Raw genomic sequence first — 15,447 nt, 5'->3', positions numbered from 1 at the left:
TTTCTTTTTATTAGAACTTAAGGGATTTCTTTATTTTTGATAAAAATAGAGGATATGAATATTGTTGTTTTTGGAGCCGGAGGAGTTGGTGGTTATTTTGGAGCGAAATTGACCAAATCAGGTAATAAAGTAACCTTTATTGCTAGAGGTAAACACCTAGAGGCAATTAAAAAAAACGGACTTCAAATTAAAAGTATTAATGGCAATTTTACTGTTTTTCCAAAAGCTACTAATTCGTTAAAAGAAATTAAAACTAAACCCGATTTAATTATTTTAGGGATAAAATCTTGGCAAATTGAAGACGTTGCACGTCAAATAAAACCAATTATTTCAAAAAACACCTTAGTGCTTCCATTACAAAATGGAGCCGATAATGTGGATAAATTACTTGCTGTTTTAAATGCTGAAAATGTGTTGGCGGGTTTATGTAGAATAGTAAGTAAAATTAAATCTCCCGGAATTATAAATCATTTTGAATATGAGCCTGAAATTATTTTTGGAGAAATTTCAAATGAAAAAACAAATCGAGTTAAAAAAATTAAACAAACGTTTGATGAAGCTCAGTTTAAAAATGAAATTGCAACTGATATTCAATTAGCTATTTGGAAAAAATTCTTATTTATTGCCACTTTTAGTGGGTTAGCCGCTTTAACCAGAACACCTATTGGAGTATTAAGAACTTCAACGTATTTAAGAAATTTGATGTTAAAAACTGCAAAAGAAATTGTGAAAATTGCCAATGTAAAAAATATCAACTTATCTAAAATAGATATTGATAAAACATTTAAAATTTATGACAAATTAGATCCAAAAACTACGGCTTCTATGCAACGTGATGTTATGGGAAATAAGCCAAGTGAATTAGAAAATTTTAATGGGTACGTGGTCAATCAAGGAAAAAAGCTAAAGATAAAAACTCCAATAAATGAACTGATTTACCAAACACTATTGCCTCAAGAAAATTCAGCAAGAAACCTAAACTAGCTTGGTTTTAGGAGTTTTGCTAATCATATAAACACCAACTATTACTAACAAACAGCTTATTATTTTTAGTAAATTTATGTCGTTCGCATATTCTGTATGCCCAAAACCAAATGCATAAATACCCACAAAAATAAAACTTAAAACGGGTTGCAAATAAATATAGCTTCCGTTTACCGATGGTGAAACTTTAGATAATGCATAAATATTAAATAAATAAGTTAAAAATGTAGTACAAATTACCACAAAAGCAACAATTAAATAGGTGTTTAGTGTAAATGCAGCAAAATTGGTGGTTAAAACATCGTTTATTCCTATGGGGAACATAAAAATAAAACCGAATAAAAACACCCAGCTTATTACAGTAATTGGATTGTATTTTTTCATTAAAGGTTTTACATAAACTAAATAAAAAGCATAAGAACAAGCATTTATAAACACAAAAATATTTCCTAAAGTAGAACTTGTTCCACCTGATTTTTTACCATACCAGATTAATAAAAAAGCTCCAATACCACCAATTATTATTCCAATAATTTTATTATTTGTTATTTTTTCTTTTAGCATAAAAGCACTAAAAACTAATACTAAAACAGGTACTGCTGTAATAATTATAGAAGCATCAATAGGAGAGGTTAAATTAAGTCCGTGAAAAAACAATAACTGATTTGTGGCAACTCCAAATAAGCCACCAACAGCAAATTTTATGTAATCTTTTTTATCAATTTTCTCTTTAATATAAATTCTAATAACCCAAAATAATATACCAGCACCAAAAATTCTTAGAAAAACAAAAGCTGAAGGTCCAATTTTGGCAGGCATTATTCCTTTGGCAATCAAATGATTTGCACCATAAATAATATTTGCTCCTAATAAGGCTAAATGAGCTTTGTAAGTATTTTTCAATTTAAAATTGTTTAAATTATTTGAAGGCGGAAAAGTACAAAATATGAAGTTACAAATAGTAAGTTTTGACTAAATAGAATACTAAAAAAAAGGATAGTTTAATTTAAAGATGCTAAAATTTTATCCTTTTCACTTTTAGCATATTCATATCCTATTTCATACGCTTTATCAATATGTTTTGCATCTAAAACTCCAATTTTATTAATTTCAGGAGGAGAAAAAACATAGTTGCAAAGTTCAAATTTTTGAATATTATTAGCATCTAAGCCAATATGATAAATTCTATACAATAATTTTAAAGAAGTGTTAATCTCTGTTTTATCAATAACTTCAACAGGGTTTACAAAGCTGCCTAATATAATATCACAATCTTTTTTTAAAGGTTCAATAGGAAAATTATTTAATATACCACCATCAGAATACATGCTTCCGTTAATTTCCATAGGTGAAAAAACTGGAGGTAAAGCTGAAGATGCAATTAAAGGTTTTACAAGTTCTCCTTTATCAAAATAATCTAACCTTCCTGTTAGCAAGTTGGTTGCAGTAACTGTTAAAGGATATTTTAAACTTTCAAAAGAATCATTTATAAAATATTTCCTAAAAAATAAAATATATTTATCACTATCCATAATACCAGGTTTATTTTTGGCGTATAAGGAAAATTTCAGCAATGGAGTTTTATGAAAAAAAGCCAACATCTCTTTTGGGGAATAACCATAAGCATACAATGCAGCAACCAATGCACCTGCACTTGTTCCGGATACTCTAGTTGGTATAATATTATTTTCTAATAAAAATTGAATAAACCCGATATGCGAAATACCTCTAACACCACCACCTGAAAGTACTAATCCAATTTTTTTCGCCATTTTTTTTGTTCAAAATTTAAGAATTACTCAAATTTACAAATTAAATCGAATTTTATCTTAAAAAAGATACTTTATAATTTTATAGAATAAGTGTAACTTTGCACTTTTAAAAATGGAGCGTAACTAATGGAATACAACTTTAGAAAAATAGAAGCAGATTGGCAAAAGTATTGGGCAAAAAATCAAACTTTTAAAGCAGAAAATAAATCAGATAAACCAAAGTTTTATGTGTTAGATATGTTTCCATATCCTTCTGGAGCAGGATTACATGTGGGGCATCCGTTAGGTTATATAGCTTCCGATATTTATGCTAGATATAAAAGGCATAAAGGATTTAATGTAATGCATCCTCAGGGTTATGATTCTTTTGGATTGCCTGCTGAGCAATACGCAATTCAAACAGGGCAACATCCTGCAATTACTACCGAAGCAAATATAAAAACATACAGAAGGCAGTTAGATAAAATTGGATTTTCATTCGATTGGTCTAGAGAAATACGTACTTCGGATCCAAATTATTATAAATGGACACAGTGGATTTTTATCCAATTATTTGAATCATACTATTGTAAAGATGCAGATAAAGCAAGACCAATTTCTGAGTTAAAAGAAGTATTTTCTTTAGAAGGAAATAAAAATATTAATGCAGCTTGTGATGATGATGTAACTATTTTTTCTGCTGAAGATTGGAACAATTATTCAGAAGAAGAAAAACAAAAAATACTATTAAAATACCGTTTAACATTTTTATCTGAAACACAAGTAAATTGGTGTCCGCAATTAGGAACCGTTTTAGCAAATGACGAAATTGTAAATGGCGTTTCTGAACGAGGAGGTTATCCTGTAATTCGTAAAAAAATGATGCAATGGAGTATGCGTATTACTGCTTATGCACAACGATTATTAGATGGTTTAGATAAAATTGATTGGCCTCAACCATTAAAAGATTCACAAACCTATTGGATTGGTCGTTCAGAAGGAGCCATGGTTTCTTTCCCCATCCTACCCTTCCCCAAAGGGGAAGAAAATTCTTCTCAGGAATTTGGCTATATGACTGGTAGAAATAATTCTCATTTGTTATTGGAAAAAGCAAAAGAAATGAGGGCTAATCCAACAGAAGCGGAAGCTGTTTTATGGGCTAGTTTAAAAAGTAAAAAATTAGATTGTAAATTTAGACAACAACATTTAATAGATGATTTTATAGTTGATTTTGTTTGTTTATCTAAAAAGATAATTATTGAAGTTGACGGAAAAATTCATGATACTCAAGTTGAAAAAGATGCAGAAAGAACAAAAATTTTAGAAAATTTAGGATATAAAGTTCTTCGTTTTAAAAATGAAGAAGCACTAGGAGACTTAAATAAAGTTCTACTAGAAATAAAAGAGGAACTTGAAAAAGCTCCCCTTTCCATAGGAGAGGGGCCTGGGGAGAGGATAGATGTTTTTACCACACGTCCTGATACTATTTTCGGAGTAAGTTTTATGACCTTAGCTCCAGAGCATGAATTGGTAACTAAAATTACAACTTCGGCACAAAAAGATAAAGTGGAAGCATACGTAAAAGCTACTTCAAAACGAAGTGAATTAGAACGAATGGCTGATGTAAAAACCATTTCTGGTGTTTTTACAGGAGCTTATGCATTGCATCCTTTTACAGGTAAAAAAATTCCAATTTGGATTGGAGATTATGTATTAGCCGGTTATGGTACGGGTGCGGTAATGGCAGTACCTTGCGGTGATGAACGCGATTATGCTTTTGCTAAACATTTTGGTTTAGATATTCCAAATATTTTTGAAAACGTTGATATTTCAACGGAAGCATTTATAGATAAAGGAACAACAGTAATTGCAAATTCAGATTTTTTAAATGGATTGTCCTATAAAAAAGCGATGAAACGAGTTATTTTTGAAATTGAACAAAAAGGATTTGGTTACGGAAAAATTAATTATCGTTTGCGTGATGCGGTTTTTAGTCGCCAACGTTATTGGGGAGAACCTTTTCCTGTGTATTATAAAAACGGATTGCCACAAATGATTGACAGCAAATATTTGCCAATTGTTTTACCAAAAGTAGAAAAGTATTTACCAACGGAAGATGGAAAACCACCTTTAGGAAATGCAACCGTTTGGGCTTGGGATGTTAATAAAAATGAAGTTGTAAGTAATGAACTTGTCACCCTGAGCGAAGTTGAAGGGTCTCATCAGGATAATGGAATTTATCCACTTGAACTAAATACTATGCCAGGTTGGGCAGGAAGTTCATCTTACTTTAATCGTTATATGGATGCTAATAATCCAGATGAATTTGTGAGTAAAGAAGCGGTAAATTATTGGCGTGATGTTGATTTATACATTGGAGGTAGCGAACATGCAACCGGACATTTATTGTATTCTCGTTTTTGGCAAAAATTCTTATTTGATAAAGGTATTTTACCTGTTGATGAGTATGCAAAAAAACTGATTAATCAAGGAATGATTACAGGTACAAGCGCATTTGCATATCGTTGGGAATACAACAATCATGAAGATGATAAAACAAAAAAAATAATTTTTGTTAGTAAACCTACAATGGATAAAATTATTGCAGAAAGAAGCACTATTGAAAAAGCAGGAAAAGAGGTTAAAATAGATCCAACAGAATTATTGAGACAAACTGAAATTTCTAAATCAAAAGAAACGAATATTTGGTCGAATTTTACTCCGATTCATGTGGATGTTTCTTTAGTGAATAGTTCTGATGAATTAGATATTGAAGGATTTAAAAAATGGCGACCTGAATTTAAAAATGCTGAATTTATTGGAGAAAATGGAAAAATCCTATCTCCAACCCTTTCCAAAGGAAAGGGAGTTAATAGCGAAAATAAAGTCCTTCCCTTTGGGGAGGATTTAGGAGGGGATAAATATATTGTTGGACGTGAAGTTGAAAAAATGTCTAAATCTAAATACAATGTTGTAAATCCTGATGCTATTTGTGAAGAATATGGAGCTGATAGTTTACGATTATTTGAAATGTTTTTAGGACCGTTAGAACAATCAAAACCATGGAAAACATCTGGTATTTCAGGAGTTTTTAGTTTCTTGAAAAAATTATGGAAGTTATATATTGTAAATAATGAATTTTCTGTTTCTGATGAAGAGCCAACTAAAGAAGAATTAAAAACACTTCACAAAACCATAAAAAAAGTAGAAGAAGATATTGAAAATTTTTCATTCAATACTTCAGTTTCTACCTTTATGATTGCTGTTAATGAACTTACGGCGTTAAAATGTAATAAACGAGTAATTTTAGAACCTTTAGCAATAATTATTGAACCTTACGCACCTCATATTTCGGAAGAATTATGGAGAAAATTAGGTCATACTGAATCTATTTCAAAAGTTGATTTTCCAATTTTTAATGCGACTTATTTAGTAGAAAGCAGCAAAGAATATCCAATTTCATTTAATGGTAAAATGCGATTTAAAATGGAATTGCCTTTGGATATGAGTAAAGAACAAATTGAAAAAGCGGTGATGGCTCATAAAAAAACACAAGCTCAATTACAAGGAAGAACTCCTAAAAAAGTAATTGTTGTACCAGGTAAAATTGTGAATATTGTTGGGTAACCATTGATAACTAATGTTTAAAATGACATTCCTGCAAAAGCAGAAATTGTTTTAGAATAATCAAAATAAATTTCAGTCAAGGTTAAACTACAGGCTTGCTCAATTATTATTGAAAAAGTAAGAAAATGATAGATAAAAACGAAATAATAGGACTTATAGCAGCGGTTTTAACAACATCGGCATATGTACCTCAAGTGTATAAAACTTGGAAAACAAAATCAGTTGAAAATATTTCGTTAACTATGTACATTGTTATGGCTATTGGAATTAGTTTGTGGTTGTTATATGGCATTTATTTAAATAGTCTTTCTTTGATTCTTGCAAATAGTATAACCGTGATTTTAACTTTAATTATTATTATTTTTAAAGTTCGTTATAAATAAAATGTTTGGTATATTTATTGTTGAATAGGCTGTTAAATAATCAGTATATTTACTTCAAATATAACCATGAAAATTAAACAACTTTCATTACGGATTCGCATATTTTTATCAATGATTTTTTTAGTATTGTTGGCGTCAGTATTAATTGCTGCGGTTACCATATATCAATATAAAGAACAAACTAACGAATATAATAAAGGACGATTAGCACGAAAGGAAACCTCTGTAAAATCGGCTATAAATTATTGGTTAAATAGCGGGAATACATTTCCTTTAGAAACAAAATATTTACAATATATTTTTAAAGATAAAATTTATGAAATAGCAAATATTGAAAACCTCGAAATCAATATTTATGCTTTAGATGGTAAACTTGCTAAAAGCTCACATGCTGGTTTTGTAAAAAGCGATGCACCTTCCGTATTATCAGATACCGTTTTGAACTTCATTGAATCAGCTTATAATCATCATCTGGTAAACACCAAAATAGTTAAAAACTCTAGCTTACAATCGTCATATACCTATTTAACAGATACTAAATTTAAACCGATAGGCATTTTAAATCTACAATATGTTCAAGATAATTCTGTTCAAAACAAAGATTTAGAGGAGTTTTTAATGCGTTTAGCTTTGGTTTACGTGCTAATGTTTGGTTTAGCCATATTGTTAGCTTATTTTATATCCAGTTATATTACTAGAAATCTTAAAGCTATTACACTTAAAATTAAACACACTAGGTTGAATAAACAGAATGAGAAAATTATACTAAAAAATTCGAGTTCAGAAATTTTTACTTTAGTAAATGCGTATAATGCTATGGTTGATGAATTGGAAGAAAGTGCGGTAAAATTAGCACAAGGAGAACGAGAACAAGCTTGGAGAGAAATGGCAAAACAAGTAGCACATGAAATTAAAAATCCGCTAACTCCTATGCGACTTACCATACAAAGTTTTCAACGAAAATTTAATCCTGAAGATCCTGAAATTCATAATAAAATAAATGAATTTAGTAAAACCTTAATTCAACAAATAGATACCATGAGTTCTATTGCTTCAGCCTTTTCAGATTTTGCAAAAATGCCAACACAAAATAGAGAAGAATTAAATGTGGTGGAAGTTGTTAAACATGTTTTAGATATTTTTATTGAAGATTATATTGCTTATTTTCCTAAGAAAAAAATTATTCAAGCGGAGTTAGATAAAACACAATTAATAAGGATTGTAACTAACTTGGTAAAAAATGCAACACAAGCTTTAGCAGAAGTAGAAATTAAAAAAATTGAAATTACTGTAGATGAAACTGAAAAAGAAGTAATTATAAAAGTTGCCGATAACGGACAAGGAATTTCTGAAGAGGATAAAGCAAAAGTATTTGAGCCTAAATTTACTACTAAGTCAAGTGGTATGGGTTTAGGATTGCCTATGGTTAAAAATATTGTAGAAACTTACGGAGGATCTATAAGTTTTTCATCACAGCTTAATAAAGGAACTGTTTTTAAAATTATATTACCTAAAAAATAACATATGAATTATAATAATTTACTAATTGACAGGAAAGAAAATTATGCTATTGTAACGGTGAATAGACCGTCAAAATTAAACGCGTTAAACAAAGAAACTATTAGTGAATTGCACGATGCTTTTTTTAGTTTAGAAAAAGACAAACAAATAAAAGCAATTATTATAACAGGAAGCGGTGAAAAAGCTTTTGTTGCTGGTGCAGATATTTCAGAATTTGCAGATTTTAATGAGTCTGAGGGAGCTGAATTAGCTAGAAGTGGTCAAGAATTACTATTTGATTTTATTCAAAACTTATCCACACCAGTTATTGCTGCAGTTAATGGTTTTGCTTTAGGAGGAGGATTGGAATTAGCCATGGCTTCGCATTTTAGAGTGGCAAGTTTAAATGCTAAAATGGGTTTACCCGAAGTTAGTTTAGGCGTTATTCCAGGTTATGGAGGCACACAACGTTTGCCTCAGTTGGTAGGAAAAGGAAAAGCTATGGAAATGATAATGACTGCAGGAATGATTTCTGCGGTAGAAGCTAAAGAATGGGGATTGGTAAATTATGTAGTTGAATTAGATGAACTACTTTCATTATGTGAAAAATTAGCCTCAAAAATTGTTTGGAATTCTTCAACATCAATTGCAGCAGTAATTAAATCAGTAAATGCAAATTTTGAAACTGGCGTAAACGGATTTAATGTTGAAATTGAACAATTTGGAAAAGCTTTTGGAACGCATGATTTTAAGGAAGGAACAACTGCTTTTTTAGAAAAACGCAAACCTAATTTTGAGTAAAATTTAGAAGCTGTTATTGCTGATGATGTCATAACTATGACAATCTTTAAATTAAACAAATTATAAAAGATGATGATTAAATAGGTAATACCATTTTAACTGTATACTGTTAACCTGAGTTCGACCTAAGGATTTACTTTAAACAACTGAAAATCAAAATGTCATTGCGAAAATTATAAATGTAGTGCTATAATTTAAAGCAATCTTTTTCATAAAAATGAGATTGCTTCCTCATTTCGCTTTGCTTCATCCATCGCAATGACGTAGCTTGTTGATTTTCAATCCAGTATTTATTTTCTTATATAGAACTTAGGTTGTTACTAAGTACTGTTTACTTTTTACCATTCCATTCATCATAAAACTGCTGAAGAAAAACCTCCATATAAACATGTCTTTCTTCTGCAATTTTTTTACCGGTTTTTGTGTTCATTCTTTCTTTTAAAAGCAATAATTTTTCGTAAAAATGATTAATAGTTGGAGCCTTAGAATGTTTATATTCCTCTTTAGTCTGATTTAATTTCGGTGGAATTTCAGGATTGTACAAGGTTCTGTTTTTAAAACCTCCATAATTAAAACATCTTGCAATTCCTATCGCACCAATAGCATCCAACCTATCAGCATCTTGTATCACTTTAAGTTCAGGAGAATTAAATTGTTGTTTAAAATTTCCACCTTTAAAAGAAATATTAGTTATAATATTTTCCACATGTTCAATTATAGCATTTTCCACATGTTGATTTTCTAAAAATTCTTGAGCCATTTTAGGACCAACAGTTTCATCGCCATTATTAAATTTAGAATCGGCAATATCATGTAATAAAGCACCTAATTCCACAATAAAATTATCAACATTTTCATCTTTTGCTATTAATTTAGCATTATTCCAAACCCGTAAAATATGAAACCAATCATGACCTCCTTCAGCATTTTTTAAGGTTTGCTGTACAAATGTTTTAGTGTTGTTAATAATTTGTTCTTTATTCATGGTTTAAAAGTAGAAAAATTTAAGAAAATAATAAGGGTGTCATTCTGAATTTATTTCAGAATCTCACTATTTTGAATGTGAGTTGTTATGAAAACCTAAATTAAGTTTACCTGTGGCTGGCAGGTTCAGGTTGATGTAACTTTGTCAATAAATAGTTGAAATATTAGTAAATAGCGGTGCACTTTCCATTAATACATTCAACGCTGGTAGGAGGTGAAACTACAGTACAGTCAGAAAAAATGCCCCACTTTTTATTATATAAATCTTCTTTTAAGTTGTATTCAGCTACTTTTTCTTTTAATAATTCAACATTTATGGAAGTGCTGTAAATCAAATAACTTTTTGGACCTCCACAAGCTTTGCTTCCAAAGGCTATAAAATCACAATTCGTATTTTCTGAACAAGTTCCTGCGGAAATTAATTGCTCAATATTATTATTTAAAAGTGTTAACGCTGCTAAATCTTCTTCCTGAGAAGTATCAGAATTATTGGAGCAACCAAAAACGATTGTTAAAATAACAATCGTTTTAAATAAAAGTTTAAATTTTTTCATGCTATTAATTTTTATAATCTCAATTTATTCAAAAGATTTGAACTATAAAAATTAATTAAGTAATTTAACAAAACTCATCGTAAGCAGCAGCCAAATTAGCCGCAATAACTTCCGCAGGTCTTCCTTCAATATGATGACGTTCTAACATATGAACCAATTCGCCATCTTTAAACAAAGCAATTGCTGGTGATGATGGTGGAAACGGAATCATATTTTCACGAGCTGTTGCTGTTGCTTCAGCATCTACGCCAGCAAAAACGGTTACCAATTGATTTGGTATTTTATCAAATTGTAAAGATGAAATTACTCCTGGGCGTGCAGAACCTGCAGCACAACCACAAACTGAATTTACCATAATTAAAGTGGTTCCTTCTTTTTTTAAAGCATTAGTTACTTCTTTAGAAGTATGTAATGAGGTAAAACCTGCATTTTCTAATTCTTCTTGCATTGGTTTTACTAATTCTGGTGGATACATATTTTTATTTTTTAGTTAGATATTTTAAAACGCAAATATACTAGTTTTAGTTCTTAAAATTTATAAATTTTTTAACGATAAAAAGCTTACGCTATTTTATAAAGAAAGGTAATACTTGTATCTTTGCAACTTTAAAAACAAATATGGGAAATTTTTTAAAATGGTTAGGTGCTGGACTTGGATTTTCATTAGGTGGTCCAATTGGTAGTGTTTTAGGTTATGCAGTTGGAAGCTTTATTAGTGGTTTTTCAAAAGAAGATGTTGAACGAGCTAAACAATTTAAAACCAGTAGTGTAAATACACAAGCAGGCGATTTTGAAATTAGTTTACTTATTTTATCTTCTTTAGTAATTAAGGCTGATGGGAAAGTTAATGAAACAGAATTGGTGTTTGTTAGAAATCATTTTAAACGAATGTATGGAGAAGAACGTGCTGCTAATGCTTTTAAATTATTTAAAGGATTTATAAAAAGCAATAAAATTTCTACTCGTCAAGTATGTTTGCAAATTCGACAAAATATAACGCATGCATCTCGTTTGCAATTAGTCCATTTTTTATTTGGAATTGCTAAAGCAGATGGTTTTGTTTCAGAAGTAGAAGTTGATGTAATTAAAAATATATCAGGCTATTTAGGGGTAAGTTCTTATGATTTTGAATCTATTAAAGCTATGTTTTATGATAGTTCAGATAGTTCGTATAGAATATTGGGAATAGAAAAATCAGCAACGGATATTGAAGTTAAAAAAGCGTATAGAAAAATGGCTAAAAAATATCACCCAGATAAACTGCAACATTTAGGAGAACAACTTAAAAAAGGAGCTGAAGAAAAATTTAAGGAAGTGCAAAAAGCATATGATCTTATCCAAAAAGAAAGAGGTTTATAATTTAAAGATTTTAGAGCAGTATTTCGTGATTTTATGTACGGTTATTTTCAATAAAATATGTAATTTCGCAAACTAATTGATTTATAGTAGCAAAAATGAGTAAAAAGTTTAGAGAATATAAAGGATTGAGCCTCACTAAAGTAGCAGAAGAAACTTTAGCATTTTGGGAAGCAGAGCATATTTTCGAAAAAAGTATAACTACCCGTGATGAAAATAAACCTTTTGTGTTTTTTGAAGGCCCACCTTCTGCAAACGGTTTGCCAGGTATTCATCATGTAATGGCTAGAGCCATAAAAGATATATTTTGCCGCTATAAAACCTTAAAAGGTTTTCAAGTTAAACGAAAAGCTGGTTGGGATACACATGGTTTACCTGTGGAATTAGGTGTTGAAAAAGAATTAGGAATTACCAAAGAAGATATCGGTAAAAAAATTAGCGTTGAAGCATACAATGAAGCTTGTAAAAAAGCGGTTATGCGTTATACCGATATTTGGGAAGAATTAACGCGCCGAATGGGGCATTGGGTAGATATGCACGATCCTTATGTAACCTACAAACCAAAATATATGGAAACGGTTTGGTGGTTGTTGTCTCAGTTATATAAAAAAGATTTAATTTATAAAGGATATACCATTCAGCCATATTCACCAAAAGCGGGTACAGGATTAAGTTCTCATGAATTAAATCAACCAGGAACTTATCAAGATGTTACAGATACAACAGTTGTTGCCCAATTTAAAGCAATAAAAAATACCTTGCCAGAAGTTTTAAAAGATGTGACAGGTGATATTTTCTTTTTAGCTTGGACAACTACACCTTGGACGTTGCCTTCAAACACAGCATTAACCGTTGGTAAAAAGATGGATTATGTGTTGGTTAAATCGTTTAATGAATATACTTTTAAACCGATTAATGTAATTTTAGCAAAAGCATTGGTAGCCAAACAATTCACAAAAAAATATTTTGCTGTTGAAAATGAAGATGAATTGGCTGCGTACAAAAATAATGATAAAAAAATTCCATTTATCATCGTAAAAGAATTTAAAGGAGTAGATATTCTAGAATCAAGGTACGAGCAATTAATGCCTTATGCATTGCCATATCAAAACCCTGAAAATGCTTTTAGAGTTATTGCTGGGGATTTTGTAACTACGGATGATGGTACAGGAATTGTACATACTGCACCAACTTTTGGAGCAGATGATGCAATGGTTGCTAAAAAAGCGAAACCTGAAGTGCCACCAATGTTGGTGTTAGATAATCATGGAAATCCGGTTCCGCTAGTAAATTTACAAGGAAAATTCATCAAACAGATGAAAGAATATGCCGGTAAATATGTGAAAAATGAATATTATGTGGATGAACCAGCACCTGAACGTTCTTTAGATGTTGAAATTGCGATTCAATTAAAAGAGGAGAATAAGGCATTCCACGTAGAAAAATATCGCCACAGCTATCCACATTGTTGGAGAACTGATAAACCTATATTATATTATCCATTAGATTCTTGGTTTATTAAAGTTACCGATAAACGAGATAGAATGTTTGAGCTAAATAAAACCATTAATTGGAAACCAAAATCAACAGGAGAAGGAAGATTTGGAAACTGGTTAAAAAATGCCAATGACTGGAATTTGTCTCGATCTCGTTATTGGGGAATTCCACTACCAATTTGGAGAACGGAAGATGGCACAGAAGAAATTTTAATAGGTTCCGTTGAAGAATTAAAAGCGGAAATGCAAAAAGCTGTGAAAGCTGGATTTATGAAGTCAGATATTTTTGACGATTTTGAAGTTGGAAATATGACTGAAGAAAACTATGATAAAATCGATTTACATAAAAATGTGGTAGATGGAATTACATTAGTTTCTGCCTCTGGAAAACCTATGAAAAGAGAACCTGATTTAATTGATGTTTGGTTCGATTCAGGTTCTATGCCTTATGCACAATGGCATTATCCGTTTGAAAACAAAGAATTGATTGATGATAAAAAATTCTATCCTGCCGATTTTATTGCGGAAGGTGTTGACCAAACACGTGGATGGTTTTATACGTTACATGCTATTGGAACCATGGTTTTTGACTCGGTTGCTTATAAAAACGTGGTTTCTAACGGATTGGTGTTAGATAAATTAGGTAAAAAAATGTCCAAACGCTTAGGAAATGCTGTTGATCCATTTGAAACTATGGATAAATTTGGTCCAGATGCTACTCGTTGGTATATGATTTCTAACGCAAATCCGTGGGATAATTTAAAATTTGATATTGAAGGAATTGATGAAGTTCGCCGTAAATTCTTTGGAACATTGTATAATACGTATTCTTTCTTTTCGTTATATGCTAATTTAGATAATTTTACCTACGCAGAAGATGAGATAGCAATAGAAAAAAGACCAGAAATTGATCGTTGGGTTTTATCAGAATTAAATACCTTAGTTAAAAATGTTGAAAATTTTTATGAAGATTATGAACCAACAAAAGCAACACGAGCCATTCAAAATTTTGTAACAGAAAATTTGAGTAACTGGTTTGTTCGTTTAAGTAGAAGACGTTTTTGGAAAGGAGAATATGAAACTGATAAAATATCGGCTTATCAAACTTTATACACTTGTTTAGTAACAGTTGCTAAGTTAGGCTCACCTGTTGCTCCATTTTTTATGGATAATTTGTATAAAGATTTAATTGGTGTAACTGGAAAAGAAAAATTTGAGTCTGTACATTTAACAAATTTCCCAACATATAATAAAGAGTTGGTTGATAGTGATTTAGAGCATAAAATGCAACAAGCACAAAAAATATCATCTATGGTTTTATCACTTCGAAAAAAAGAAATGATAAAAGTACGTCAGCCGTTACAACGTATTATGATTCCGATATTGGATGAAAATGACAGAAAAGAAATTTTAGCTGTTGAAAACTTGATAAAATCAGAAGTTAATATTAAAGAAATTGAACTAATTGATGATGCTTCAGGAATACTGGTTAAAACCATAAAGCCTAATTTTAAGGTGTTAGGACCAAAGTTTGGAAAAGATATGCGATTGGTAGCACAAGCTATTCAAAATTTAACACAAGAAGACATTTCAATTGTTGAAAAACAAGGAAATATTTCTTTAAATATAAATGAAAAAGTTGTAAATTTAACCCTCAGTGAAGTTGAAATTACCTCTCAAGATATAGAAGGATGGTTAGTGGCAAATCAAGGAGGTTTAACTGTTGCTTTAGATGTAACTATTACTGATGAATTACGCAATGAAGGAAATGCGAGAGAATTAGTGAATAGAGTTCAGAATTTAAGAAAAGAAACTGGTTTGGATGTAACTGATAAAATAAAGTTAGTTATTCAAAAAAATGACATATTAGAGCAATCTATTAAAGCAAATGAACAATATATTAAAACAGAAACGTTAACTAATGAATTGGTGTTTATAAAAAATCTAGAAAAAGGTATAGAAATTGCTTTTGATGATGTAAACACCAGAATATTAATTGAAAAAGTATAAA

General features: G+C 30.4%; 12 protein-coding genes. 7 read left to right on the top strand and 5 right to left on the bottom strand.

Annotated elements, in window-relative coordinates:
* Nucleotides 1-54: 54 nt before the first annotated feature.
* Nucleotides 55-984 carry a 2-dehydropantoate 2-reductase gene (locus L3J60_RS04335; RefSeq protein ID WP_291974262.1) on the top strand — a complete coding sequence of 310 codons (930 nt, stop codon included), beginning with the start codon at nt 55-57 and terminating at the stop codon, nt 982-984.
* Here L3J60_RS04335 and L3J60_RS04330 read toward each other — a convergent pair.
* Nucleotides 976-1,887, bottom strand: coding sequence for a DMT family transporter (locus L3J60_RS04330; RefSeq protein WP_291974261.1), 912 nt, complete (start codon nt 1,885-1,887; stop codon nt 976-978). The two genes, L3J60_RS04335 and L3J60_RS04330, sit on opposite strands and share 9 nt — an antisense overlap.
* Nucleotides 1,888-1,985: 98 nt before the next feature.
* Nucleotides 1,986-2,756 (bottom strand): patatin-like phospholipase family protein, encoded by a 771-nt coding sequence (locus tag L3J60_RS04325; protein WP_291974260.1) that lies wholly within the window; start codon nt 2,754-2,756, stop codon nt 1,986-1,988.
* A 126-nt stretch (nt 2,757-2,882) separates the two neighbouring features.
* On the opposite strand from L3J60_RS04325, the gene L3J60_RS04320 reads away from it, so the two are divergent.
* The 4 genes from L3J60_RS04320 (at nt 2,883) to L3J60_RS04305 (ending at nt 9,046) form a co-directional block, all read left to right on the top strand.
* Entirely contained in the window at nt 2,883-6,362 is a 3,480-nt protein-coding gene (locus tag L3J60_RS04320; RefSeq protein ID WP_291974259.1) for a DUF559 domain-containing protein, read from the top strand.
* 125 nt (nt 6,363-6,487) lie between these two features.
* Entirely contained in the window at nt 6,488-6,745 is a 258-nt protein-coding gene (locus L3J60_RS04315) for a SemiSWEET transporter (protein ID WP_366836828.1), read from the top strand.
* Nucleotides 6,746-6,811: 66 nt separating this feature from the next.
* Nucleotides 6,812-8,266: an ATP-binding protein gene (locus L3J60_RS04310; RefSeq protein ID WP_291974258.1), complete on the top strand. Its 1,455-nt coding sequence runs from the start codon at nt 6,812-6,814 to the stop codon at nt 8,264-8,266.
* A gap of 3 nt (nt 8,267-8,269) precedes the next feature.
* A complete protein-coding gene (locus L3J60_RS04305) occupies nt 8,270-9,046 on the top strand; it encodes an enoyl-CoA hydratase-related protein (RefSeq protein ID WP_291974257.1) in 777 nt (258 codons plus the stop codon).
* A gap of 331 nt (nt 9,047-9,377) precedes the next feature.
* Here L3J60_RS04305 and L3J60_RS04300 read toward each other — a convergent pair whose 3' ends face one another.
* The 3 genes from L3J60_RS04300 to L3J60_RS04290 form a co-directional block, all read right to left on the bottom strand.
* Nucleotides 9,378-10,031, bottom strand: coding sequence for an HD domain-containing protein (locus L3J60_RS04300; RefSeq protein WP_291974256.1), 654 nt, complete (start codon nt 10,029-10,031; stop codon nt 9,378-9,380).
* 163 nt (nt 10,032-10,194) lie between these two features.
* Entirely contained in the window at nt 10,195-10,584 is a 390-nt protein-coding gene (locus tag L3J60_RS04295) for a hypothetical protein (protein ID WP_291974255.1), read from the bottom strand.
* Nucleotides 10,585-10,648: 64 nt separating this feature from the next.
* Nucleotides 10,649-11,059, bottom strand: coding sequence for a BrxA/BrxB family bacilliredoxin (locus L3J60_RS04290; RefSeq protein ID WP_291974254.1), 411 nt, complete (start codon nt 11,057-11,059; stop codon nt 10,649-10,651).
* Nucleotides 11,060-11,202: 143 nt separating this feature from the next.
* Between L3J60_RS04290 and L3J60_RS04285 the strand changes: the two genes are divergently transcribed.
* Nucleotides 11,203-11,943: a TerB family tellurite resistance protein gene (locus L3J60_RS04285; protein ID WP_291974253.1), complete on the top strand. Its 741-nt coding sequence runs from the start codon at nt 11,203-11,205 to the stop codon at nt 11,941-11,943.
* Between the two features lie 95 nt (nt 11,944-12,038).
* Nucleotides 12,039-15,446, top strand: a complete 3,408-nt coding sequence (gene ileS, locus L3J60_RS04280) for an isoleucine--tRNA ligase (RefSeq protein ID WP_291974252.1) — start codon at nt 12,039-12,041, stop codon at nt 15,444-15,446.
* Nucleotide 15,447 lies beyond the last annotated feature (1 nt).

It is taken from the genome of Lutibacter sp. (assembly GCF_021647475.1).
Classification (GTDB): Bacteria; Bacteroidota; Bacteroidia; order Flavobacteriales; family Flavobacteriaceae; genus Lutibacter.
Note: the sequence above shows the minus strand (reverse complement) of the source record. Positions and strands in the feature narration are given on the sequence as shown.

Excerpts from the sequence above, each read along its gene's own strand:
- L3J60_RS04335 (WP_291974262.1), top strand. The coding sequence starts at position 55 with ATGAATATTGTTGTTTTTGGAGCCGGAGGAGTTGGTGGTTATTTTGGA.
- L3J60_RS04325 (WP_291974260.1), bottom strand. The coding sequence starts at position 2,756 with ATGGCGAAAAAAATTGGATTAGTACTTTCAGGTGGTGGTGTTAGAGGT.
- L3J60_RS04320 (WP_291974259.1), top strand. The coding sequence starts at position 2,883 with ATGGAATACAACTTTAGAAAAATAGAAGCAGATTGGCAAAAGTATTGG.
- L3J60_RS04315 (WP_366836828.1), top strand. The coding sequence starts at position 6,488 with ATGATAGATAAAAACGAAATAATAGGACTTATAGCAGCGGTTTTAACA.
- L3J60_RS04310 (WP_291974258.1), top strand. The coding sequence starts at position 6,812 with ATGAAAATTAAACAACTTTCATTACGGATTCGCATATTTTTATCAATG.
- L3J60_RS04305 (WP_291974257.1), top strand. The coding sequence starts at position 8,270 with ATGAATTATAATAATTTACTAATTGACAGGAAAGAAAATTATGCTATT.
- L3J60_RS04300 (WP_291974256.1), bottom strand. The coding sequence starts at position 10,031 with ATGAATAAAGAACAAATTATTAACAACACTAAAACATTTGTACAGCAA.
- L3J60_RS04295 (WP_291974255.1), bottom strand. The coding sequence starts at position 10,584 with ATGAAAAAATTTAAACTTTTATTTAAAACGATTGTTATTTTAACAATC.
- L3J60_RS04290 (WP_291974254.1), bottom strand. The coding sequence starts at position 11,059 with ATGTATCCACCAGAATTAGTAAAACCAATGCAAGAAGAATTAGAAAAT.
- L3J60_RS04285 (WP_291974253.1), top strand. The coding sequence starts at position 11,203 with ATGGGAAATTTTTTAAAATGGTTAGGTGCTGGACTTGGATTTTCATTA.
- ileS (WP_291974252.1), top strand. The coding sequence starts at position 12,039 with ATGAGTAAAAAGTTTAGAGAATATAAAGGATTGAGCCTCACTAAAGTA.